This window comes from Phenylobacterium sp. NIBR 498073 (genome assembly GCF_027286305.1).
Taxonomy (GTDB): domain Bacteria; phylum Pseudomonadota; class Alphaproteobacteria; order Caulobacterales; family Caulobacteraceae; genus Phenylobacterium.
Map to the genome: position 1 here is coordinate 509,492 of NZ_CP114599.1, position 23,177 is coordinate 532,668.

General features: G+C 69.4%; 23 protein-coding genes. 7 read left to right on the plus strand and 16 right to left on the minus strand.

Translation table 11 applies throughout. The features are described from left to right. Positions 1–39: 39 nt before the first annotated feature. The 6 genes from proB to dmeF all read right to left on the minus strand — a co-directional run bounded on the left by proB (position 40) and on the right by dmeF (position 4,732). Positions 40–1,164 (minus strand): glutamate 5-kinase, encoded by a 1,125-nt coding sequence (gene proB, locus O4N75_RS02585; protein WP_269627830.1) that lies wholly within the window; start codon positions 1,162–1,164, stop codon positions 40–42. Beyond that, positions 1,161–2,210 (minus strand): GTPase ObgE, encoded by a 1,050-nt coding sequence (obgE, locus tag O4N75_RS02590; RefSeq protein WP_267232757.1) that lies wholly within the window; start codon positions 2,208–2,210, stop codon positions 1,161–1,163. The genes proB and obgE overlap by 4 nt, the downstream gene beginning before the upstream one ends. A 78-nt stretch (positions 2,211–2,288) precedes the next feature. After that, on the minus strand, positions 2,289–2,825 hold the full coding sequence (locus O4N75_RS02595; protein WP_269627831.1) for a GNAT family N-acetyltransferase: 537 nt from the start codon (positions 2,823–2,825) through the stop codon (positions 2,289–2,291). A 131-nt stretch (positions 2,826–2,956) separates the two neighbouring features. Beyond that, entirely contained in the window at positions 2,957–3,223 is a 267-nt protein-coding gene (rpmA, locus tag O4N75_RS02600; RefSeq protein WP_183771267.1) for a 50S ribosomal protein L27, read from the minus strand. 28 nt (positions 3,224–3,251) lie between these two features. Then, positions 3,252–3,755 (minus strand): 50S ribosomal protein L21, encoded by a 504-nt coding sequence (gene rplU, locus O4N75_RS02605; RefSeq protein WP_269627832.1) that lies wholly within the window; start codon positions 3,753–3,755, stop codon positions 3,252–3,254. Positions 3,756–3,847: 92 nt separating this feature from the next. After that, a complete protein-coding gene (dmeF, locus tag O4N75_RS02610; RefSeq protein ID WP_269627833.1) occupies positions 3,848–4,732 on the minus strand; it encodes a CDF family Co(II)/Ni(II) efflux transporter DmeF in 885 nt (294 codons plus the stop codon). A 232-nt stretch (positions 4,733–4,964) separates the two neighbouring features. Between dmeF and O4N75_RS02615 the strand changes: the two genes are divergently transcribed. Continuing rightward, positions 4,965–6,038, plus strand: coding sequence for a GTP-binding protein (locus O4N75_RS02615; protein WP_269627834.1), 1,074 nt, complete (start codon positions 4,965–4,967; stop codon positions 6,036–6,038). Between the two features lie 203 nt (positions 6,039–6,241). Here O4N75_RS02615 and O4N75_RS02620 read toward each other — a convergent pair whose 3' ends face one another. After that, positions 6,242–6,673 (minus strand): biopolymer transporter ExbD, encoded by a 432-nt coding sequence (locus O4N75_RS02620; RefSeq protein ID WP_269627835.1) that lies wholly within the window; start codon positions 6,671–6,673, stop codon positions 6,242–6,244. A gap of 205 nt (positions 6,674–6,878) precedes the next feature. On the opposite strand from O4N75_RS02620, the gene O4N75_RS02625 reads away from it, so the two are divergent. Then, positions 6,879–7,844, plus strand: a complete 966-nt coding sequence (locus O4N75_RS02625) for a WD40 repeat domain-containing protein (RefSeq protein ID WP_269627836.1) — start codon at positions 6,879–6,881, stop codon at positions 7,842–7,844. A 164-nt stretch (positions 7,845–8,008) separates the two neighbouring features. On the opposite strand, the gene O4N75_RS02630 is transcribed toward O4N75_RS02625, so the two are convergent. Further along, positions 8,009–8,671 carry a nitroreductase gene (locus O4N75_RS02630; protein ID WP_269627837.1) on the minus strand — a complete coding sequence of 221 codons (663 nt, stop codon included), beginning with the start codon at positions 8,669–8,671 and terminating at the stop codon, positions 8,009–8,011. Positions 8,672–8,775: 104 nt separating this feature from the next. On the opposite strand from O4N75_RS02630, the gene mtgA reads away from it, so the two are divergent. Further along, positions 8,776–9,459 (plus strand): monofunctional biosynthetic peptidoglycan transglycosylase, encoded by a 684-nt coding sequence (mtgA, locus tag O4N75_RS02635; RefSeq protein WP_269629424.1) that lies wholly within the window; start codon positions 8,776–8,778, stop codon positions 9,457–9,459. A gap of 59 nt (positions 9,460–9,518) precedes the next feature. Continuing rightward, the gene (gene ald, locus O4N75_RS02640) at positions 9,519–10,637 is read left to right on the plus strand and encodes an alanine dehydrogenase (protein WP_269627838.1); all 1,119 of its coding nucleotides are present in this window, start codon (positions 9,519–9,521) and stop codon (positions 10,635–10,637) included. Here ald and O4N75_RS02645 read toward each other — a convergent pair. Continuing rightward, positions 10,634–11,509: a bifunctional regulator KidO gene (locus O4N75_RS02645; RefSeq protein ID WP_267232767.1), complete on the minus strand. Its 876-nt coding sequence runs from the start codon at positions 11,507–11,509 to the stop codon at positions 10,634–10,636. The genes ald and O4N75_RS02645 overlap by 4 nt on opposite strands. Positions 11,510–11,610: 101 nt before the next feature. On the opposite strand from O4N75_RS02645, the gene O4N75_RS02650 reads away from it, so the two are divergent. After that, positions 11,611–12,594 (plus strand): XdhC family protein, encoded by a 984-nt coding sequence (locus O4N75_RS02650; RefSeq protein ID WP_269627839.1) that lies wholly within the window; start codon positions 11,611–11,613, stop codon positions 12,592–12,594. A 153-nt stretch (positions 12,595–12,747) separates the two neighbouring features. Here the strand turns inward: O4N75_RS02650 and glp are convergent, their stop codons facing one another. The 6 genes from glp to moaA all read right to left on the minus strand — a co-directional run bounded on the left by glp (position 12,748) and on the right by moaA (position 16,792). Continuing rightward, entirely contained in the window at positions 12,748–13,938 is a 1,191-nt protein-coding gene (glp, locus tag O4N75_RS02655) for a gephyrin-like molybdotransferase Glp (RefSeq protein ID WP_269627840.1), read from the minus strand. Beyond that, positions 13,935–14,405 carry a cyclic pyranopterin monophosphate synthase MoaC gene (moaC, locus tag O4N75_RS02660; RefSeq protein ID WP_269627841.1) on the minus strand — a complete coding sequence of 157 codons (471 nt, stop codon included), beginning with the start codon at positions 14,403–14,405 and terminating at the stop codon, positions 13,935–13,937. The genes glp and moaC overlap by 4 nt, the downstream gene beginning before the upstream one ends. Beyond that, on the minus strand, positions 14,406–14,954 hold the full coding sequence (gene moaB, locus O4N75_RS02665) for a molybdenum cofactor biosynthesis protein B (RefSeq protein ID WP_269627842.1): 549 nt from the start codon (positions 14,952–14,954) through the stop codon (positions 14,406–14,408). Beyond that, on the minus strand, positions 14,951–15,403 hold the full coding sequence (locus tag O4N75_RS02670; RefSeq protein WP_269627843.1) for a molybdenum cofactor biosynthesis protein MoaE: 453 nt from the start codon (positions 15,401–15,403) through the stop codon (positions 14,951–14,953). The genes moaB and O4N75_RS02670 overlap by 4 nt, the downstream gene beginning before the upstream one ends. Then, positions 15,400–15,639: a MoaD/ThiS family protein gene (locus O4N75_RS02675; RefSeq protein WP_269627844.1), complete on the minus strand. Its 240-nt coding sequence runs from the start codon at positions 15,637–15,639 to the stop codon at positions 15,400–15,402. The genes O4N75_RS02670 and O4N75_RS02675 overlap by 4 nt, the downstream gene beginning before the upstream one ends. Before the next feature lie 118 nt (positions 15,640–15,757). Next, positions 15,758–16,792 (minus strand): GTP 3',8-cyclase MoaA, encoded by a 1,035-nt coding sequence (gene moaA / locus O4N75_RS02680; RefSeq protein WP_269627846.1) that lies wholly within the window; start codon positions 16,790–16,792, stop codon positions 15,758–15,760. A 29-nt stretch (positions 16,793–16,821) separates the two neighbouring features. Here moaA and O4N75_RS02685 point away from each other — a divergent pair, with 29 nt between their 5' ends. Then, positions 16,822–17,430 (plus strand): NTP transferase domain-containing protein, encoded by a 609-nt coding sequence (locus O4N75_RS02685; RefSeq protein WP_269627847.1) that lies wholly within the window; start codon positions 16,822–16,824, stop codon positions 17,428–17,430. A 270-nt stretch (positions 17,431–17,700) separates the two neighbouring features. Next, a complete protein-coding gene (locus O4N75_RS02690; RefSeq protein ID WP_269627848.1) occupies positions 17,701–20,931 on the plus strand; it encodes an autotransporter domain-containing protein in 3,231 nt (1,076 codons plus the stop codon). A gap of 45 nt (positions 20,932–20,976) precedes the next feature. Here O4N75_RS02690 and O4N75_RS02695 read toward each other — a convergent pair whose 3' ends face one another. After that, complete coding sequence (locus tag O4N75_RS02695) at positions 20,977–23,163, minus strand: xanthine dehydrogenase family protein molybdopterin-binding subunit (RefSeq protein ID WP_269627849.1); 2,187 nt, start codon at positions 23,161–23,163, stop codon at positions 20,977–20,979. Positions 23,164–23,177: the final 14 nt, after the last annotated feature.

A 23,177-nucleotide genomic window follows, 5' to 3' on the forward strand; every position in this document is an offset into this window, starting at 1 on the left:
AGGCCCCTTTAGGGCCTGTCGCAAATCCGCAATCGTCGGTCAGGCTGGGGTCCGCGCCGCCAGCGCCAGGTCGTCGGCGTGGATCATCGGGCCGTAGCTGAAGCCCAGCACGCCCTCGATGGCGTCGGACTTCAGGCCGCGGATGCGCCCGGCGTCCTCGGAGTCGTAGCGGGCCAGGCCGCGGCCGATCTCGCGTCCGGTTTCGTCGACCACGACCACGGCGTCGCCTTTGCCGAAGCGGCCCTCGATCGCGAGCATGCCGGCGGCCAGCAGGCTCTTGCCGGTGGCCAGCGCCTTGGCCGCCCCATCGTCGACGATCACCGCGCCGGAGGTGGCCAGCGAGCCGGCGATCCAGGCCTTGTAGGCGGCCGCGACCGAGACCGACGGCTCGATCACCGTCGCCTTCTCGCCGGCCTCGATCGCCGCGAGCGGCGCAGGGCGCCGGCCCAGCGTGATGATGGTGGCGCAGCCGGCCGACTGGGCGATGCGGGCGGCCATGATCTTGGTGGCCATGCCGCCGGTGCCGACCCCGGCGCTGGCGTTGGCTCCGCCGGCCATGGCCTCGATCTCGGGCGTCAGCTGGCTGATGCGCGGCAGGTGCTCGGCGGCTGGATTGCTGCGGGGATCGGCGGTGTAGAAGCCGTCGATGTCCGACAGCAGGACCAGGGCTTCGGCGCGGATCATCTGGGCGACGCGCGCGGCCAGCCGGTCGTTGTCGCCGTAGCGGATTTCCTCGGTGACCACGGTGTCGTTCTCGTTGACGACCGGGATCACGCCCAGGCCCAGCAGGGTCGAGAGCGTGGCGTGGGCGTTCAGCCAGCGGCTGCGGATCTCGGTGTCGTCGCGGGTGATCAGCACCTGGGCGGCGACCAGGCCGTGTGGAACCAGCGCCTCTTCCCAGGCCCGCATCAGTTCCGATTGGCCGGCGGCGGCGCAGGCCTGCTTTTCGGGCAGGGTCAGCTTGCGCCCGCCCATGGAAAGACGGCGGCGGCCCAGCGCCACGGCGCCCGACGAGACCACCAGCACCTGCTGGCCGCGGGCCCGCAACCGCGCCAGGTCGGCGGCGAAGGCCGACAGCCAGGCCGAATCGGGGCCGGTCTCGCCCGCCACCAGCGCCGATCCGACCTTGACGACGACCCGCTTGGCCTCCCCGAGGCGGCTCACGGCGTCCAGCCTCCGCCGCCGGACTGTTCGGCCTCTTCCTCGGCGATCTGCGCCTTGCGGGCGCGGACCATGCCGTAGGCCTCGCGCAGCAGTTCGGTCACGCCCTTGCCAGATACCCCGGAGACCAGCCGCACCTTGCCGCCGATCGCCTCTTCCAGGGCCTCCCGCTGCATGGCGATGACGCTGTCGTCGAGGGCGTCGATCTTGCTGAGCGCGACGATCTCGGTCTTGTCGCCGAGGTCCTCGCCATAGGCCTCGAGCTCGCCGCGGACGGTGCGCCAGGCTTCGGCGACGTCGGTCTGGGTGGCGTCGACGAGGTGGATCAGCACCGCCGTGCGCTCCACGTGGCCGAGGAACCGAGTGCCGAGGCCCGCGCCCTCCGAGGCGCCTTCGATCAGACCGGGAATGTCGGCCAGCACGAAGCGCTCGCTGGGCGAGAGATCGACCATGCCGAGGTTGGGGGCGAGCGTCGTGAACGGATAGTCGGCGATCTTCGGCTTGGCGGCGCTGGCCGCGGCCAGGAAGGTCGACTTGCCGGCGTTGGGCAGGCCGACCAGGCCGACGTCGGCGATCAGCTTCAGCCGCAGCCAGATCCAGCGCTCCTCGCCCTCCTGGCCCGGATTGGCGTGGCGCGGGGCCTGGTTGATCGGGCCCTTGAAGCGGTCGTTGCCCCAGCCGCCGTTGCCGCCCTTGAGCAGCAGGATGCGCTTGCCGGGCGTATCCATGTCGGCGATCAGGGTCTCCTTGTCCTCGTCGAGGACTTCGGTGCCCACCGGGACCTTGAGGACCACGTCGTCGCCGGCCGCGCCGTGGCGGTTGCGGCCCATGCCATGCACGCCGGTGCCGGCCTTGAAGTGCTGCGTGTAGCGGTAGTCGATCAGGGTGTTGAGACCCTCGACCGCCTCGATCCAGACGTCGCCGCCGCTGCCGCCGTCGCCGCCGTCGGGACCGCCGTACTCGATGTACTTCTCGCGCCGGAACGACACAGCGCCGCCGCCGCCGTTGCCGGAGCGGACATAGATCTTGCACTGGTCGAGAAACTTCATCGGGGCCTTTTGTAGCATGGGAAGCGCCCCGTCGAGCCTTGCGGCCGCGGAGCGCTTCGATTCATCGCGTGTGTGGCCTCAAGCCAGCCACACCATCATCCGGGTCGGGGTGGCCCGGCCGCCGCGGGCGATCGACGGGCGCAACTCGACATCGCCGGTGTAGAGGAAGCCGGCGTTGCACAGCACCTGGCCCGAGGCCGGGTTGTCGGCGAAGTGGCCGGCATGCATGTAGCGCCGACCCCAGGTGCGGTGCGCCCAGACCAGCGCGCCGCTGGCGGCCTCGGTGGCGTAGCCCTGGCCCCAGTAGGGGCGGCCGATCCAGTAGCCGATCTCGCGCTCGCCGCCCTCGCGGGTGTCGAAGCCCAGCACGCCGATGGCGCCGTGCTCGGGGTGGTCGACGACGAACACCGCCTCGCGGGCGGGATCGGCCTCGCTGGCCTTCTCCAGGAAGCCTTCGGCGTGCTCAACCCCGTAGGGATAGGGCATGCCCGTGGTCATGCGGGCCACGTCGAAGTCGTTGGCGAAGCTCGCCAGGCGGGCTGCGTCGGCCTTGCGGGCCTTACGCAGCCGCAGCCGCTGCGTCGTGATGACGGGCTCCAGTTCGATCGCGCACATTGGTCTACCTCCCGGCCCTCTGTCGGGGCCCCAGAACGCAAAGAGGGGGAGTCCGGCGGTCCGGACTCCCCCTCGGAAGCACTCTGCCCGGTCCGCCTTACGGCGAACCCGGTTTCAAGAGGTTCGCCTGATTATTCAGCTGCTTGGGCCACAACCACGTTCACGTAGGTGCGGTCGTCGCGCTTGGTCACGAATTTCACGGCGCCGGCGGCGGTCGCGAAGAGGGTGTGGTCCTTGCCGATGCCGACGTTGTCGCCCGGGAAGAACTTCGTGCCGCGCTGGCGCACGATGATGTTGCCGCCGACGACAGCTTCACCACCGAACTTCTTGACGCCAAGGCGGCGGCCAGCCGAGTCGCGACCGTTGCGCGAAGAGCCGCCAGATTTCTTGTGAGCCATAGCTCTCTCCTAACTCTCTAGTGCGCGCTTATTCGGCGGCGTCGTCAGACTTCTTGGCGGCGGCCTTCTTCGGCGCAGCCTTCTTGGCCGGAGCTTCGGCCTTGGCCGGGGCGGCCGCAGCTTCCAGTTCGGCGACCACGTTCTTCAGGTTACGGGCGCGAGCGTCCAGCAGGGCCTTCGAGGTCAGGTCGACCTTGCCGTCCCACTTGGCCGACTTGCCGGCGCCGTCGATCGCGGTGACGCGCAGGACGGTTTCCGACTGGCGGTGACCGCGGGTGCGGCGATAGCCCTGGCGGCGGATCTTCTTGAAGATCTTCACCTTCTCGCCCTTGCGGGTTTCGATCAGGGTGGCCGAGACCTTCGCGCCATCGACCAGCGGGGCGCCGATGGTCACGGCCTCGCCGTCACCGACCATGAGGACGTCGCCGAACGCGACTTCCGCACCGGGTTCACCGTCGAGCTTTTCGACGACCAGCAGGTCACCGGCTTGAACCCGGTACTGCTTTCCGCCGGTTTTGATCACCGCGTACATCGTTGGCGCCTTGGACTATAGCAAAATGGATTGCGCCCGCGAGATAGCCCGCGGGCGAGAGGCGCGGACTTATACAGAGGGACCGTTGAGAGTCAACGCGCCTGGCGTGTTTCTACGGTGACGTGGCTCAGGCCCGGCAAGCCGGCGAGCCTCGCGCGGTAGATCTCGGACGGCTGGGCGTCCCGCGACTCGACCACGACGATGGCGGCGTGGTGGCCGGGGCCCAGGCGCCAGAGGTGCAGATCGAGCAGCCGTTCGCCGCCGGCTTCCATCCGCCGGCGGATCTCGGCGGTCAGTTCGGGCGAGGGATTGACGTCGAGCAGCACCGCGCCGGTGCGGACCATCAGCCGCCAGGCGAAGTGCGCCAGCAACACCGCGCCGGCCAGGCCGGCCAGGGCGTCGGCCCAGGCCCAGCCGAACAGGCGGCCGAGCCCAAGCCCGGCGATGGCCAGCGCCGACACCGCCGCGTCCCCCGCCAGGTGCAGATGCGCGGCCGACAGGTTGAGGTCGCCGTCGCGGTCATGGGCGTGAGCGTGTGCCGGCCGCAGCAGCCACATGCAGACCAAATTGACCGCCAGGGCCGCGCCGGCCAGGGCCAGGGCCCCGTCATAGGCCACCGGCGAAGGCGACAGCACGCGATGGCTGCTCTCCACGGCGACCAGCACGGCGCTGACCGCCAGCACGGCGGCGTTGGCGAACCCGGCCAGATAGCCGAGTTTGCCGGTGCCGAACGAGAAGCGTGGATCCTGGGCGTAGCGTCGGGCCATCCGATATGCGCCCGCGGCCACCACCAGGGCCGCGACGTGGGCGGCCATGTGCACGCCGTTGGCGATCAGGGCCATGGAATTGAAGATCAGGCCGCCGCCGATCTGGCCGGCCAGGGTCAGCACGCAGATCGCCGCTACCAGCCAGGTCCGTCGCTCGTTTCGGGCGTGGTCGGCGCCCAGATAGACGCGATCGCCCCGAAAGGCGTCCATCTGTCCTTGGCGTTCGGGGGCGGAGGCGGTCACTGTGGCCCTTATATAGAGCGGCGGTCAGGGAGCGTGATAGCCGAAGTGGAAACCGGTTCGGCGGCGATCACGCCCCAGCAGGTAGTTTCGCCATTTCCGCCGGGAGAGGACGTGGGCGCGGTGTTATTCGATAACACCTATATAATGGTCAAGCGGTCGAAGGCCGCAGCCTGTTCCCTTCGCCTCGATCAATGACTAGATGACGTCCATGACCGACAAGACCCCCGTCACCGTCCTGACCGGCTATCTCGGCGCCGGCAAGACCACGCTCTTGAACCGCATCCTCACCGAGGACCACGGCAAGAAGTACGCCGTCATCGTCAACGAGTTCGGCGAGGTGGGGATCGACAACGACCTCATCGTCGGCGCGGACGAAGAAGTGTTCGAGATGAACAACGGCTGCGTCTGCTGCACCGTGCGCGGCGACCTGATCCGCGTGCTGTCCGGCCTCATGAAGCGCAAGGGCAAGTTCGACGCCATCGTGGTCGAGACCACCGGCCTGGCCGATCCGGGCCCGGTCGCCCAGACCTTCTTCGTCGACGACGACGTGAAGGCCAAGACCCAGCTCGACAGCGTCACCACCGTAGTCGACGCCAAGCACCTGCCGCTGCGGCTGGCCGATTCCAAGGAAGCGGTCGAGCAGATCGCCTTCGCCGACCAGATCGTGCTGAACAAGACCGATCTCGTCACCGAGGACGAGTTGCGCAGCGTCGAGGCGGCGATCCGCCGGCTGAACCCGCTGGCGCCGATCCACCGCACCCAACGTTCGCAAGTGCCGCTCGAGGCGATTCTCGGCCGCGGCAGCTTCGACCTGGCGCGCATCACCGAGGTGCAGCCGGAATTCCTCAATCCCGCCCATGGCGAACCGGGCCACGTTCACGACGAGCACTGCGACCATGATCACGACCATCATCATCACCACGGCGATCATGACCACGGTCACCACGACCATGATCATGCGGACCATGCGGCGGCAGCGGGCATTCGCGGCATCTCGCTCACGCTCGACAAGCCGATCCACGGGCAACGGGTGACCAACTGGCTGAACCAGGTGCTGCAGGACCAAGGTCCTGATATCCTGCGCGCCAAGGGCATCCTCGACGTCCAGGGCGAGGACCGCCGCCTGGTGTTCCAGGCCGTGCACATGATCCTTGAGGGCGACTTCCAGGGGCAGTGGAAGGACGGCGACAAGCGCTACAGCCGGCTGGTGTTCATCGGCCGCAACCTCGACGAGGCCAAGCTGCGCGAAGGCTTCGAGGCCTGCGCGGCGTAGATCTGCAGTTGCTCCTCCTCTGGGGGAGCTGTCAGCCGAATGGCTGACTGAGGGGGGCGTTGGCGCTCGTCGTTGAGAGCGGTCCCCCTCCGTCCCGCCTTCGGCGGTCCACCTTCCCCAGCGGGGGAGGAATTGAGCGCATAAGAAAAAGGCCCGCCCGGGTTTCCCTGGGCGGGCCTTTCTATTCGCGTCCGAAGATCTGCTTAGAGTTCTTCGTTGATCAGGGCGACTTGGAAGTAGCCGTTGCCCTGCAGGGTGTTCATCACCGCCATGAAGTCGCCGTAGCGAACGGTCCGGTCGGCGCGGATGTAGACGCGCTCTTCGGTCGGTTCCGGCTTGTTCAGGATGCGGGCCAGATCCGCCGGCAGCGTGTCCAGCGACGTCGGGACGTCGCCGATGAACACCTTGCCGCCTTGCTGAACGTTGATCAGCGTCGGCTCTTCGACCTTCGTACCCGGAGGCGGCGGAACCGCCGGCGGCAGGTCGAGCTTAATCGACACCGTCGCCGCGGGGATCGACACCATGAAGATGATGAGGAGCACCAGCATCACGTCCACGAAGGGCGTGACGTTGATGTCGCTGTTTTGGCCGAGGTCGAACTTGCCGCCGCCTCCGCCTCCCAGCTTCGCACCCATATGAATTTCCTTCCCTAGGGCCCCTACACTGGGGCCGCCGCACAGTCAGCGACACCCTTCGCTAAACAAAATGCGCTTGTAAAGCCCGAACCTGCGAACTTGGGTTCATCAGACGGCCTGCTCTGCTCGGCGCCTGTTTGCCGGGCGTGAATCCGAGCGATTCCGCCTCTCGCCAAGACCAATGTTAGGCAGGTAAGACCGCGCCATGACTTTCCAGTTCGACGCCTATGTCACCGCCGCCCTGTTCGGAAAGGACGGAAAGGCCTTGTTCGCTCTCGGCGACGGCACTGTCCGATTCGAGTCGGGCGAGCAGATCGAAGCCCACGACGGGGCGATTCTCTGCGCCTGCCTGCACCCGAGCGGCGAGGGCTTGATCACCGGCGGCGACGACGGACGCGTCGTCTGGTCGCGGGTTTCCGGCGCGACCGAGCTCGCCAAGATCTCCGGCCGCTGGATCGATTCGGTCGACGCCTCGCCGGAATCCAAGCTGATCGCCTTTTCGGCCGGCAAGGACCTGCATATCCGCGACAGCGCCGATCCGGCCTTCAGCCGGACGTTCACGCATGAGAAGTCGGTCGCGGCCGTGGTCTTCGACCCCAAGGGCCGGCGCGTCGCCGCGGCGACCTATGGCGGCGCCTGGCTTTGGTACGCCAAGATCGCCGAGCAGAAGCCCTATGTCCTGAAATGGGCCGGCAGCCATGTGGGCCTGGCCTTCAGCCCCGACGGCAAGTTCCTGATGTCGGCCATGCAGGAGAACGCCCTGCACGGCTGGCGGGTCGCCGATGAGAAGAACCTGCGGATGGGCGGCTATCCGGTGAAGGTCAAAAGCATGTCCTTCGTCGCCAAGGGGCAGCTGCTGATCACCTCCGGCGCGAACGGCCTGGTGGCCTGGCCCTTCGCCGGGGCGACCGGCCCGATGGGCAAGCAGGCGGCCGAGGTCGGCTTCGACGAGAGCGCCATGGTGGTGCGCGTCGACGGCATGCCGGGCGGCCAGTGGGTCTGCGCTGGGCTCGACGACGGCCGGGTCTGGGCCTGCGACTTGGCCGGCCAGAAGATCGTCCAGCTCAAGGCCGAGAAGGGCGCGGCGATCGCGGCCCTGGCCATGAGCAAGGACGGGACCCGGGTCGCCTGGGGCGACGAGGACGGCGCCGCGGGCGTGGCGAGCGTTTAGTCAGCGAACGCATCGAGCACGGGTGTCATCCCGGTTTCGGCACAGCCGAAGACCGGGACCCATTGTCGCCGGCCTGCGACCAGGGGGCGCCGCAGAGTCTCATGCGGCGCTTCGGTTTTCATGGGGCCCGGTCTTGCTTCGCAAACCGGGATGACACCCTTGGCTTACTCAAACCCCTTAAGTTCCCCCCAGACCTCGAACGGGTCGCGGGTGGAGCGGAAGGTGTTGATCGGCGCGGCCTCGTCGCGCCAGCCCAGGGCCATGCCCGAGAACACCATGTGGTCGGCCGGCAGGCCCACCGCCTGGGCCACGCTCTGCGGATAGCGGGCCCAGTACTCCTGGGCGCAGGTGTCCAGCCCGCGTTCGGTGGCCAGCAGCATCACGGTCTGCATGTACATGCCGACGTCCGACCACTGCGGCGGGCCCACCTTGCGGTCTAGGCAGAAGAACAGCCCGACCGGCGCGCCGAACAGCTCGCCGTTGCGCGCGAACTGCCGCAGGCGGGCGGGCTTGTCTTCGCGCGGGATGCCGACCGAGGCGTACAGCTCCTCGCCGTTCTTGAAGCGCCGGGTGCGGAGCGGCTCCCACAGGTCCGGCGGATAGACGTCGTACTCCATCGGCTCGCCCATCGGGTTGGCGGCCACCTGTGCCTTCAACTGGGCCAGGGGCTCGCCGGCCAGGGCGTAGACCCGCCACGGCTGCAGGTTGCCGCCGGAGGGCGCGCGGGCGGCCGCCTCCAGGATCTCGCGGACGACGGCGGCGGAGGGGACGTCCGGCTTGAAGGCGCGGATCGACTGGCGGGCGGCGACGGCGTCGGAAACGTTCAACAGATTGCGTCCTTGCGGCGGCTTGACCGGAAACGTGGCTCGAAGCATCGCTACTATCCGGCCGTGGGGTAAGGGCAAGGGTCTTGGCGAAGGCGTCGAAAGGGTTGTTCGGGCGGCTGATCGGCGGCCTGTTCGTGCTGGTGCTGATCTTCGGCCTGGTCGGCCCGGTCATGGTCACGGCCATCTACCGGTTCGTGCCGCCGCCGATCACCTGGCTGATGGTCCAGCGGGTGACCGAGGGCCAGGGGTTCGACCGCCGCTGGAAACCGCTGAACGAAATCTCGCCGCGCCTGGTGCGCGCGGTGATCGCCGCCGAGGACGCCAAGTTCTGCGACCACAACGGCTTCGATTTCGACGCCATCGAGAAGGCCTACGAGGCCAACGCCAAGGGCAAGAAGCTGCGCGGCGGCTCCACGATCAGCCAGCAGACCGCCAAGAACGTCTTCCTGTGGCCGGGCCGCTCCTATGTCCGCAAGGGGCTGGAGGCCTACTTCACGGTGCTGATCGAGGTGATCTGGGGCAAGCCGCGGATCATGGAGGTCTATCTCAACTCCATCGAGTGGGGCCCGGGCGTCTACGGCGCCGAGGCCGCCGCCCAAAAGAACTTCGGGGTCAGCGCCGACAAGCTCACCCCGGCCCAGGCCGCGCGACTGGCGGCGATCCTGCCCAGCCCGCTGAAGTGGCGGGCGGCCAAGCCGGGCCCCTATGTGAAGCGCCGCTCGGGCAAGATCGGCAAGGCGGCCGGGACCATCAACCGCGAGGGCATGGCCGCCTGCGTGCTGGGTTGACCGCGCGCCGATAAGCCATCCAACTCCGCTGGGGGACAAACCCGGACGGAGGCGGCTGCATGAAGGTCGGCGTTCCCAGCGAGATCAAGCCGAACGAGCATCGGGTGGGCCTGACGCCCACCGCCGTCCGCGAATATGTCGAGCGCGGCCACGAGGTCGCGGTGCAGGCCGGGGCCGGAACCGGGGCCGGCTATGCCGACGAGGCCTATCGCCGGGCCGGCGCGGCCATCGTCGCCGACGCCGAGGCGATCTTCGCCGCCAGCAAGCTGATCGTGAAGGTCAAGGAACCGCAGCCGAGCGAGTGGGTGCGGCTAACCGCCGACCACATTCTCTTCACCTATCTGCATCTGGCCCCCGATCCCGAACAGGCGGACGGGCTGCTGGCCTCGGGCTGCGCCGGCATCGCCTACGAGACGGTGACCGACGCCGCCGGCGGGCTGCCGCTGCTGGCCCCGATGTCGGAGGTGGCCGGGCGGATCGCGGTGTTCTCGGCCGGCGAGACCCTGCTCAAGCACAACGGCGGCATGGGGCTCTTGATCTCCGGCGTGCCGGGCGTGCCGCCGGCGCGGGTCTGCGTGCTCGGCGGCGGGGTGGTGGGCATCAACGCCGCGCGCATGGCCGCCGGTCTCGGGGCCGAGGTGGTGGTGCTGGAACGCTCCATCCCGCGCATGCGCCAGATCGACGACCTCTATCAGGGCCGCATCCTGACCCGCTACTCGACCCTGGACGCGGTGGAGGAGGAGGTGCTGAAGGCCGATGTGGTGATCGGCGCGGTGCTGACGCCGGGCGCCTCGGCCCCCAAGCTGGTCCGCCGCGAGCACCTGAAGAGGATGAAGACCGGTTCGGTGCTGGTCGACGTCTCGATCGACCAGGGCGGCTGTTTCGAAACCTCGCACCCGACCACTCACGCCGAGCCGACCTATGTGGTCGACGGCGTCGTGCACTACTGCGTGGCCAACATGCCGGGGGCCGCGCCGCGCACGTCGTCGGAGGCGCTGGTCCACGCCACCTTGCCGTTCGGCCTGGCGCTGGCCGACCGCGGGCTGGAGGCGCTGCGGGACAATCCGCACCTGGCCAAGGGGCTGAACGTATTGAAGGGCGCGGTCACCCACCCGGCGGTGGCCCAGGCGCTCGGCAAGGATTTCGTCGACCCGTTCGGGGTCTGGGCCAAGCGTTAGGCGGCGGCCCAGGCGCGGGGGTCGAGGGCGATCGGATCGTCGATCGCCATCTCGTCCCAATCGAGATCCGGCGGCGGGCTCGACGCGGCGGCGATCACCGCCGACAGCTCGGCCGGGGAGGTGACGCCGACCAGCACGGTGGCGGCCTCGACGCGCGAGAGCGCAAAGCCCAGCGCAGCCTGCAGCGGGTCCGAGCGGCCCTCGGCGATCAGCCGGCGCGCGCGAGAGATGCGGCTGGCGGCGGCCTTCAGATGAGTCGGGGCGCGGTCGGGCGGCAGGAACAGCAGGCCGTTCAGGAAGATCGAGCGCAGGTGCACCTCGATCCCCAGCCCGGCCAGGGCGGCCAGGGTGCCGTCGATCAGCAGCCGCTGGTCGAGCAGCGAGGCCGGAGCCTGGACGATGTCGGGGCGGAAGCGGCGGGCGACGCCCAGCGGATCGTCGGACGCGAACACCGACACCCCGATCTTGCGGGTCAGGCCGGCGTCCTTCATCGCCCGAAGGCGGTTCCACAGGGCCATGCCGTGCGGGCCGAACAGGTCGGCGGCGCAAGGCACCAGGATGGCGTCGGCCTGCTCCACGCCCAGACGGCGCAGGGTGGCGCGGGCCTCGGCCTCGACATAGTCGGGGCCCCGGTCGGGACGCACGGTCGAGATCGAGACGCGGAACGGCGTCGGGCGCGGCAGCACTTCGCCCAGCGCCGCCACGGCGACGCCGGAATGACTGTCCACGTCCAGCACCGGCAGCTGCGCGCGCGCGGCGATGTCCAGGATGTCCCGGGCTTCGGCCTTGGGCGCGCGGCCGCGCACCAGCGTGGTCTGGTCCAGACCGAACTGTGCGGAGCCGAGGCCGAGCTTGGAGAGCGGTGAGATCATGAAGCCGGTGACGCTGGATACGGAAGCGAGGAAGCGCCATCTTCACGGCAATGCCTAAAGAACCGGTGTCTAGGACCTTTCCAGGGAGTTAAAGTCGAGCCATGCGAGAGCCGCTCCCCGAATGGCCGATGTTCGGCATGGCCGACGACGTCCGCCCCGCGCTATCCCAAGCCCAGCAAAGGAATCTGCCGGTGGCCCTGGCGACCCTGACCTCGGTCGAGGGCGGCGGCCCGCGCCCGCCCGGGACCCAGATGGCGTTCGCGCAAGGCATCGTCTCCGGTTACTTTTCCGGCGGCTGCGTGGAGAGCGACGTGGCTGACCACGCCTTCGCCTGCCTGGAGGACGGCGCGCCCCGCAGGCTGGTCTACGGGGCCGGCAGTCCCTGGCCCGACATCCAGCTGCTCTGCGGCGCGCGGATCGAGATCTTCGTCGAGCGGGTGGCCCCCGACGATCCGGCCTTGCTCGAACTGCTCGCCGCCTATCAGGCTCGTCGGCCGGTGGTCTGGGTCAGCGACGGGACGCGCCGCCAATGCGCCGCCGCGCCCACGGGGTGGGACGACGCCGTCGTCCAGGCCTATGAACCGACCCCGCGGCTGGTGGTGTTCGGGGCCGACCCGACCGCGCTGGCCATCGCCCAACTCGGCGCCCAGGCGGGCATGGAGACCACTCTGGTGCGGCCCAAGGGGCCGCAGAGCCCGCCGCCGATCGCCGGGATCGCCTATCGCCGCGACGCGCCGGCGCAGGCGCTGGCGGCGATCGGGGCCGACGCCTGGACCGCCATCGCCATCGCCACCCACAATCTCGACCTGGACCGCGAGGCCCTGGCCGCCGCCCTACCTTCGGACGCCGGCTATGTCGGCCTGCTGGGCGCGCGCAAGCGGCTGCCCGAACGGCTGGCTCCGCTGCGCGCGGCCGGATTTTCCGAAGCTCGCCTACAGCAGTTGCATGCTCCCATCGGCCTCGACATCGGCGGCAAGGCTCCGTGGGAGGTGGCGCTGTCGGTGATCGGCGAGATCACCGCCCTGCGTCATGCGCGCCTGGCCGAGGAGCCGCGCAAGGCGACGCCGAAGCGGGAGACGGCATAGCTTTCCGGGGGTGTCATCCCGGAAGCCGCGCAGCGGCTGTCCGGGATCCATGAACACCTGATGTAGCCGGCTTTGGCGCGGCCGCGACCCAATCCGCATTCGCGGCGCGAATGGGTCCTGGTCTTGCTACGCAAACCGGGATGACACCCGTTGTCAGGCCCGCGCCAGCGGCAGCACCTCGACCAGCTCGCCGGCTGCCAGCGCCGGGGCGTTCGCCGGGCGGCGCAGCAGGGCGTCGGCGGCGGCGAAGACGCTGACCAGCGAGCTATCCTGGTCGCGATAGGGCTCGGCGAACAGGGCGCCGTCCGCATAGCTGAGCTTGGCGCGCATCCAGTGCTCGCGCGAGCCGTTTGCGGCCATCGGGACCGCCGTTCTGGCGCTGACGATCGGCAGGTTCTCGGCCCCGCCTTGCAGCTTCATGACGATCGGCTTGAGGAACAGCTCGGCGCAGACGAAGGCCGAGGCCGGATTGCCGGGCAGGCCGAGCATCCTGCGCCCGTCGCCGAGCACCCCGAAGAAGGTCGGCTTGCCGGGACGGACATTGACGCTGGCGACCTTGAGCGACAGGCCGAGCGCCTGCGCCGCCGCGCGCACCAGGTCGTGGTCGCCGACCGAGGCGCCGCCGACGGTGACGATCAGCTCGGCGTCGGCGTCGCGCAGGGCGCCGATCACCGCGTCCAGGTCGTCGCGCACCGGCTTGCACTTGAAGGCCGCGCCGCCCCAGCCCTCGACCATGGCGGCAAGGGCCGGCGCGCCGGAATCGTAGATCTGGTAGGGGCCCGGCGCGGCCGGCGCCTCGACGATCTCCTCGCCGGTGGACACGATGGCCACCCGCGGCCGGGCGTGGACGAGGACTTCGGCGCGCCCGGCGGAGGCCGCCAGGGACAACCGCCAGGGATCGATGCGGGTTCCGGCGCCAAGCAGCGGCTGGCCGGCTTTGAAGTCGCCGCCGGCGGGGCGCAGATTGGCGCCCGGCGCGGAGGCCGGGACCGTGACGGTCTCGCCTTCGCGGGTCGCGTCCTCCTGGATGACGATGGTGTCGGCCCCGGCCGGCATCGCCGCGCCGGTGAAGATCCGCACCGCCTGGCCGGGCTTGAGTTCGCCTTCATAGCCGTGGCCAGCGGCGCTCTCGCCGGCGATGGCCAGGGTTCCGGGGGCGTCGGCGCTGCGCAGCGCCCAGCCGTCCATGGCCGAGGCGTCGAACGGCGGCTGATCGCGGACCGCGGCGACGTCCTGCGCCAGCACCCGGCCGATGGCGGCCTTCAGAGCCACGGCCTCGCCCGGCAGGGCGACGATCTCGGCCAGCATCGCCGCGCGGGCGTCCTCGACCGGCATCAGCTTCATGCGCGGGCCCAGTCGCCGGACTTGCCGCCGCTCTTGGTCAGCAGCCGCACGGTCTCGATGGTCATGCCTTTGTCGGCCGCCTTCAGCATGTCGTAGATGGTCAGGCAGGCGACCGAGACGGCGGTCAGCGCCTCCATCTCCACGCCGGTCTGGCCCGACGTCTTTACCCGCGCGGTCACCGCCAGGCCGCCGTCGGCCGGGCTGACGCGGACCTCGACCTTGCTCAGCGCCAGCGGATGGCACAGCGGGATCAGGTCGGAGGTCTTCTTGGCGGCCATGATCCCGGCGATCTCGGCGGTGGCGCGCACGTCGCCCTTCTTGGCGTCGCCCGACAGCGCCAGGGCCAGGGTCGCGGCGTCCATGCGCACGAAGCCCTCGGCGGTCGCCTCGCGGGACGTGACCGCCTTGTCCGAGACGTCGACCATGTGGGCGCGGCCGGTCTCGTCGATGTGGGTGAGCTTGCTCACCTACTGTTCCAGCAGCCGCGGCATGAGCTCGACCATGTTGCAGGGGCCATGGCGGCTGTCGAGCTGGGCTGAAATGACCTTGTCCCAGCCGTCCTTCACCGCGCCGTTCGAGCCCGGCAGGCAGAACACGAACACCCCGTCGATGATGCCGGCGGTCGCCCGGCTCTGCAGGGTCGACAGGCCGACCGACTGGTAGCTGACCAGATGGAAGATCACCGAGAAGCCGTCGATCTTCTTGTCGAACAGCGGCTCGACCGCCTCCGGCGTCACGTCGCGGCCGGTGATGCCGGTGCCGCCGGTGGTGATGATCGCATCGACGCTGCCCGAGGCGACCCAGGCTTTGATTTGCTCGCGGATCTGGGCGACGTCGTCCTTGACGATGCCCTTGTCGGCCAGCTCGTGGCCGGCGGTCTTGATCCGTTCGGCCAGCACGTGGCCGGAGGTGTCGCTTTCCTCGTCGCGGGTGTCGGAGACGGTCAGCACCGCGATGCGGACCGGCTTGATCGCCTGGCTCTCGTCGATGCGGCCGCCGGGGGTGAAGGCGTTCATGGCTTGGTGCTCTCCCATCGGGCGATGTCGGCGTGGTCCTGGTCGCGCGGTTCGATCCAGCGCGAGCCGTCGGGGCCGGTCTCCTTCTTCCAGAAGGGGGCGCGGCTCTTCAAGTAGTCCATCAGGAAATCGCAGGCCTCGAAGGCCGCGCGCCGGTGCGTGGCGGCGGTGGCGACGAAGACGATGGCCTCGCCGGGCGCGATGGCGCCGACCCGGTGAACGATCTGGAAGTCGTCGAGCGCGAACCGGGTCTTGGCCTCGTCCGCGATCTTGCCGATCGCCGCTTCCGTGAAGCCGGGATAGGCCTCCAGCTCCAGGGTGGTGGTCGCCCCGCGCTCGGCGCGGGCCAGGCCCGTGAAGGTGGCGATGGCGCCGGTCTCGCTGCGATCCTGGCTGAAGGCGGTCAGCAGCGCGCCGGGCTCGAACGGCTGGTCGGTCAGGCTGATCATCCGCCGCTCATCGGCGGCAGGTAGGCGACCTCGGAGCGGGCGGTCAGCACCGCATCGCCGCGCACGATCTCCTGGTCAAGGGCGACCTGCACGCCGGGCCGGGCCAGGGCTTCGGCGAGGTCCGCGTCCTCGTTCGACAACAGGGCGGTGAGCGCGGCGATCGAGTCAGCCTCCAGCTCGCGCGATCGCCAGCCGGCGACGTCGCTCAGGCGACCGAACAACAGCACGCGCGCCATGACCCTAGACCCTTTCTGGTTCAGGTGAAGTCACCTGAACCAGACAAAAAGGGTCTATCTTCATAAGTTTAGAGCGTGACGGCCGCTTCAACCGGCTTCCACTTAAAGCTGTCACGCTCTAGCCCCCGGTCGTCGACATGTGGCGGGCCACCGCCGGAGCGGCGGCCCGCGCGATCTGGAAGTCGTGGCCCTGCGGCTTGGCGTCGATCGCCAGGCGGATGGCGTGGACCAGGCCCGCGTCGTCGGCCCCCGCGCGGATCACCGCGCGCAGGTCGCTGGCGTCTTCGCGGCCCAGGCAGGTGTGCAGCGTGCCGGTGCAGGTCAGCCGCACGCGGTTGCAGCTCTCGCAGAAATTATGGCTGAGCGGGGTGATGAACCCCAGCCGCCCGCCGGTCTCCTCGACCCGCACATAGCGCGCCGGACCGCCGGTGCGGTGGGCGATTTCGTTCAGGGTCCAGAAGCTCTCTAGGCCCTGGCGCACGTCCTTGAGCGACAAGAACTGGTCGGTGCGGTCGACCTCGATCTCGCCCAGCGGCATGGCCTCGATCAGGGTCATGTCGCAGCCGCGGGCGTGGGCCCAGGCGATCAGGTCGGGCAGTTCGCCGGCGTTGTCGTCCTTCAGCGCCACGGCGTTGATCTTCACCGACAGGCCGGCGGCCCGCGCCGCGTCGATGCCGGCGATGACCTTGGGCAATTGGCCGCCGCGGGTCAGGACGCGGAACTTGGCCGGATCCAGGGTGTCCATCGAGACGTTGACCCGCCGCACGCCCACCCGCGCCAGGTCGGCGGCGAATTCCTCCAGCCGCGTGCCGTTGGTGGTCAGGGTCAGCTCGTCCAGCGCGCCCGACTTCAGGTGCCGCGAGAGGTTTTCGAACAGCCCCATCACGCCCTTGCGGACCAGCGGCTCGCCGCCGGTGATCCGCAGCTTGCGCGTGCCCAGCGCCACGAAGGCCGAGGCGATGCGGTCCAGCTCCTCGAGCGTCAGCACCTCGGCCTTCGGCAGGAAGGTCATGTGCTCGGACATGCAGTAGACGCAGCGCAGGTCGCATCGGTCGGTGACCGAGACCCGCAGATAGCTCACCGTACGGCCGAAGCCGTCGATCAACGGCTGGACGCGGGCCTCTTGCGGTGGTGCGGCGTCATAGGGCGTCATGTTGCTCATAAGATAGAGGGGAACGTGGTTTGGCGACAGAGGCGCCTGAATTCGAGGCTGTAGTTCTGGCCGCCGGCGCAGGCCGGCGGTTCGGCGGCGGCAAGCTGCTCGCGCCGTGGGCAGGCGGCGCCTTGTTGGACGGCGCCCTGGCGGCCGCCTTCGCAGCGCCCGTGCGCCGGGTGATCGTGGTCACCGGAACGGCGGCGGCCGAAGTCGAGGCGGCCGCCCGCAACTTTGCCGCGCGCCTGGGCGCCGAGGCCCGCCTGCTGGTGGTGCACGCCGCCGATCACGACGAGGGCATGGGCGCTTCGCTGCGTCGCGCCGCCGCCGAGCTGCGCGCCGATTGTGCAGGTGCGTTCGTCTTTCTCGGCGACATGCCCAGGGTGCCCCACGCGGTGTTGGGCCGGCTCGCCGCGGCGGTGCGCGGCGGCGCACCGGCCGCCGCCCCGATATTCGAAGGTCAGCGCGGCCACCCGGCGCTGATCGGCGCAGCCCTGCTGCCGGAGCTCGCGACCCTCCACGGCGACGCCGGCGCGCGCGCGATCCTCAAGGGCCTGGGCGACCGGCTCGCCCTGGTCGAGGCGCCCGACGACGGCGTGCTGTTCGACGTCGACGAGCCCGGCGACCTGCCGCGCTAGGGCGCCTATTTTACGGTCAAGCTTAGTTAAACAAGTTCCGTCAGAAAGCCTCAACCGCGATCCATCCGGGCCAGCAGAAGCGCGCCCACGCGGAAAGTTGCATGAAGAAATCAGCGGTTGGGCCGAGCGCCGCCGCCAAAGGGGTCTGGGGCTTTAGTTTTGTTGAATTCGAGTGTTGAGCGTGCGGCGGTCGCCGCGCGGACGGTTTCGTGCAGCCTGCATTCTGGCCGGAGTGTGAAGAGACGGTGGTCACGCCTGGCGTTGGTAGCGATGGCCGGGACCGCGCTGAGTTCGCCGGTGTGGGCGACGCCGGCCCCGTTGGACCACCTGATCCTTAGCGGCGACTACATCAAGGTCGGGATCAACGACTACGGCACGCTGGGGAAGCGCGGCAACGAGAGCCCTGGCATCCTGTACGACGGCACCGGGAAGGGCGTCTTCAACCCAGCATATGACTACCTTACCCCGGGTTGGGCCTTTGAGGGTTTCACGCTTGCCGGCTCCGGCGGTTCGGCGTTCTCGAAGACGAACAACAACCATGGCCCGGCTATCGGGGTCACCGGCGAACTGACATCCTTCAACGGGATCGCCTATACGGACGGGACGACGTTTGACCAACGCGCCGTGTGGGTTGGGACCGCCGCCGGGCTCTTCACGGTCACGCATGACTACCACTTCAACGCCGACGGTCAGCAGCTCAACATCGTCACCACGATCGAGGCGCTGACAAGCCTTACCGGCCTGACATTCGCCCGCTTTACCGACCCGGACGCGCAGGCCACCGCCGGCGACGCCAGCGAGACCAACAATTTCGTCGGCGCCACGGGAGTTGACGCCAAGGACATCGTCTATGCGGAAGCGCTGGCGTCCAAGTACGTGATCGGCCTCTTCACCAAGGAGGCGCTGACGCACAACGCGGCGGTCACCAGCTGGACCACGGACACGGCCTCCTATCTGTCCGGCATCAACATCGGTGACGGCGACAACACCATCGGCCTCGGCTTCAATCTCGGCGACCTTCTGAACGTCGGCGACAAGATCACCTTCAAGTACCAGTACATATTCGGCACCGATATCGCCGCAGCGATCGGCGCCAATGGCGGCGGCGGGGGCGGCTCGGTCGTCGCGCCGGACATCGGCACGGGTGGTTCGTTCACGCCGGACGACGTGCTGGGCGGACGTGTCAATCCGGTGTTCGACGGCGGGTCGCTGAACCTCAATGCGCCGGGCACGGTCGGCAGCGACTTCACGGTTCGCCAGGCCGGCGGGACGGTGAATACCGGCGGTCATGACTTTACGCTTTCGGGCGCGCTGTCGGGCGAGGGCGCCCTGACCAAGCAGGGCGAAGGGACGCTGACGCTCACCGGCGTCAACAGTCAGAACGGCCTCAACGTCCAGGGCGGCGTGGTCGCGTTCAATTCCGGCGGCGCGCTGGGCGCTCCGAGCGGGCTGGTGACGCTGGGCGGCGGCGGATCGCTGCAGGCCCTCGGCGACGCCAGCATCCTCAATCCTCTACACCTGCTGCTTGGCGCGCAGGGCGGCTTCAATACCGGCGGCCACAACATCATCCTGTCAGGTCCGATCACCGGCCCCGGTGGGCTGGAAATGCGCGGTGGCGGAACGCTGACCCTCACCGGCGCCAACACCTTCGGCTCGCTCGACGTCCAGGGCGGCACGGTGGTGTTCGCTTCGCAGCATGCGCTGGGCGCGCCTGGCGGGCAGATCATCCTTGGGAACGGCGCGGGTCTGGTCGCCGGTTCGGGCATGGTCATCAGCCAGAACCTGAACGTCCAGGGCGAGAACGCGCGCTTCGACACCGGCGGCAACGACGTCGCCCTGAACGGCGTGCTCACCGGTCGAAACTGCTTCATCAAGGCCGGCGCTGGACGCCTCAGCCTCAACGCCGCCGGCTCCAACGAGATCGGCGCCTGCGTCCAGCAAGGCCAACTGGCCTTCAACAACGTCTTCTCGGGACAGGTCTGGGTCGACGGGGCCGGGACGATGAGCGGTTCGGGCCGCGTCAACGGCGACGTCGAGGTCGATGGCGTCCTGTCGCCCGGCAATTCGCCCGGCGTACTCGTGGTCGCCGGCAGCGTCGCGCAGGCGGACGGATCGACCTTGGCGCTCGACATCGACGGCCCGACGGCCGGCAACGGCGCGGGCCATCACGACCAACTGGTCCTGACCGGCGCGAACAGCGTCTACACCGCCGGCGGCACGATCGCCCCGATCACCCGCGGCATCACCGGCTCGGCCAACAACACCTACACCCCGCAGATCGGCGACAGCTTCCAGGTGGTTAGCGCCGAGGGCGGCGTCACCGGCTCGTTCACGACGCTGCTCCAGCCGACCTCTGGCCTGGCGGAGAACACCCGTTTCGACGTGCTCTACCTGCCCAAGGCGGTGGTGCTGGCGGTGACGCCGACCAGCTACGGCGCCTTGGTCGCCAAGGCCGGGAAGCTCAACGCCCAGGCCGTGGCCGCCGCCGCCGACCGCGATCGCCCGGCCGCCGGCCAACGCGGCAGCACCTTCGCCAACGGCCTGGTCGGCCTGAAGCGCGACGGGATCGTCAACACGCTCCAACAGGCCGCCGGTGAAATCCACGCCGACGGCATGGAGGCGGTGCTGGCCAGCAGCCGCGCCACTCGCAGCGAAGTGACCGGCCGCATGGACGACGCCTTCGTCACCGGCCGCAAGGTCTGGGGCGTGGCCGGCGCCGACCGCTGGGACGTCGACGCAGATGCGACCGCGTTTGGCTACCGCACCGACCGCTCCTCGATGATCTTCGGGATCGACCACCTGCTCAGCGACGACCTGATGGTCGGCGCCGCCGTCAGCTATGGCGAGAGCGATGTGGACGGCAAGCTGATGGGCAAGGCCCGGACCAGCAGCTACCAGGCGCACGGCTACGCGGCCTGGCGCTCGGGCGCCTACTACGTCAACGGCGTCGTTTCGGCTGGTCTCGACGACTACAAGCTGAGCCGCACGGTCGACTTCAGCACCGGCGCGCGCGGCTATGAGAGCAAGGTCGACGGGACCTCGCTGTCGGCCGACGTCGAGGCGGGCCGCAAGCTCGTCCTCGGCCGCGCGCACCTGACCCTGGCCGCCGGCCTCGCCGCCGACCAGGCCGAGCGCGATGCGGTGAACGAGAGCGGCGACCTGGGTCTGCGATTTGCGGGCGAAACCCGCTCGGCGTTGCAAGGCCGGGTGGGCGCCAAGATCAGCACCGACACCCAGGCCGGGGCGATCAAGCTGCGCCCGCTCGCCTCGCTGTTCGTCACCGAGGAGTTCAGCGACGAGACCACCAGCCTGGGCGCGCGTCTCGGAGACACCAGCTTCAACGTGTCGTCGGCCTCTCAGGGCGGCACGGCGGTGAAGTTTGCGACGCAGCTGGATGCGGCGGTCTCGGACCGCACGCGGGTCAGCCTCGGCTACCGCTATGGCTGGACCGACACGTCGGACAGCCACGCGATCCGCGCGGCCGCCGCCATCACCTGGTAGCGGCTAAGCCCCCCTTTCGGACCTCGGTCCGAAGGGGGAGCCCTCTTAGGCCTTGACGAACGGCTGGCTCAGGATCGGTTGGCCGCTGATGGCCAGCAGGGCGTTGGCCACCGCCGGGCCGATCACCGGGGTTCCCGGCTCGCCGACGCCGCTTGGCGCATTGCCGGACGGGACGATGTAGGTCTCCACCGTCGGGGCCTCGGAATTGCGAAGCACGCGGTAGGTGTCGAAGTTGCCCTGTTCGACCACGCCGTCCTTCAGGGTGACCTGGCCGAACAGCGCCGCCGACAGCCCGTAGCAGGTGCCGCCCTCCATCTGGGCGGCGATCTGGTCGGGGGCGATGGCGGTCCCGCAGTCGATGGCGGTGACCACGCGGCCGACCTTCGGGACCCCGCCGTCCAGCTTCACCTCGGCGATCTGGGCCACGACCGAGCCGAAGCTCTCGTGCACCGCCACGCCGCGGGTCCAGCCGGCCGGCGCCGGGGTCGTCCAGCCGGCCTTTTCCGCGGCCAGGTTCAGCACCGCCAGGTGCCGGTTCGCGCCGGCCTTGGCGTAGAGCGCGCGGCGATACTCGACCGGGTCCTTGCCGGCCTTGCGGGCCAGCTGGTCGATGGTGTGCTCCATCACATAGGCGGTGTGGGTCGCGCCGACCGAGCGCCACCACAGCACCGGCACGCCCGAGTCTGGCTGGATAAGCTGCGCATCGACGATCGGCGTCGCCTTCAGATAGGGCGAGCCTAGCGCACCTTCGACCGCCGTCTCGTCGAGCTTGGGCTGGCCCATGGGCGAGCCCTTCATCAGGGTCTGGGTGACCACCCGCTGGCGCCAGCTGGCCGGATAGCCGTCCTTGTCCAGGGTGACGCGCACGGTGTGGTGGGTGATCGGCCGGAAATAGCCGGCCGCCATGTCGTCCTCGCGGGTCCAGACCAGCTTCACCGGCCGGTCCTTGCCGACCTTCTTGGCGATCTCGACGCACTCGGCGACGTAGTCCGACTGGAAGTTCGCGCGCCGCCCGAACGAGCCGCCAGCGAACAGGGTCTCGATCTCCACCGCGCCGGGCAGCATGGTCATGATCTTGGCGGTGTTGAGCTGATCGACGGTCGGGATCTGCGAGCCGAAGGTCAGCTTGGCCTTGCCGCCGCCGACCTGGGCCACGCAGTTCATCGGCTCCATCGTCGCATGGGCCAGGTACGGGAAGTCGTAGGCCGCCTCGAACGCCTCGCCCTTCACCGTCGCGATGTCGCCCTTGCTCTCGAAGGCCTGCCACTTCTCCTTGTCGGCCGGCTGGGCCTTGCCGGAGGCCAGATCCTTGTAGCGGGCCAGAATGGCGTCGGAGGACCGCTTCTCGGCCGCGTCCTCGTTCCAGGTGACCTTGAGCGCGTCGCGGCCCTGCTTGGCGGCCCAGGTGGTCTCGGCGACCACGGCCACGCCGCTGGGGATCTCGTAGACCTCGACCACGCCCGGGACCTTCTTGGCCTCGGCGGCGTCGAACGAGGCGACCTTGGCCCCGAACTTCGGCGCATGGGCGACCATGGCGATCAGCATGTTCGGCAGTTGGACGTCCTGGGTGAACCGGGCCGTGCCGTCGGACTTGGCCTGGGCGTCCTTGCGGCGCACGCGGTCGGTGCCGATCAGGGTGAAGGTCTTCGGGTCCTTCAGCACCGGCGTGGCCGGGGGCGTGGCCTTGGCCGCATCGGCGACCAGTTCACCGAAGGCCGCGCTCTTGCCTGAGCCGGCATGCGACAGGACGCCGTCCTTCACTGTGATCTCGCCGGCCGGCACGCTCCACTTGTTGGCGGCGGCCTCGACGAACATCGCCCGCGCCGAGGCGCCGGCCTTGCGCAGCTGGTCCCAGGAGTTGGAGATCGCCGACGAGCCGCCGGTGCCCTGCACGCCCATGCCGGTGTTGGCGTAGACCTTGGCGATGGCCGGGGCCTGCTCGACCTTGACCTTGGACCAATCGGCGTCGAGCTCCTCGGCGACGATGGCCGCGAGGCCCGCATGGTTGCCCTGGCCGAATTCGATGTGCTTGGAGACCACGGTCACCGCGCCGTCGGGGGCGATCTTGATGAAGGGGCCGAAGGCGCCGAAGTCCTCCTTGGCGCCGATCGACAGCAGGTCGCCGGGCGAGCAGGCCCCGACCACCAGCGCGCCGCCGACCACGGCGGCGCCGATCACCAGGTCGCGGCGCGTGGCGCCGGCGATGTCGGTCTTGTTCAGGGGAGCGTTCATCTGCGCGTCTCCCT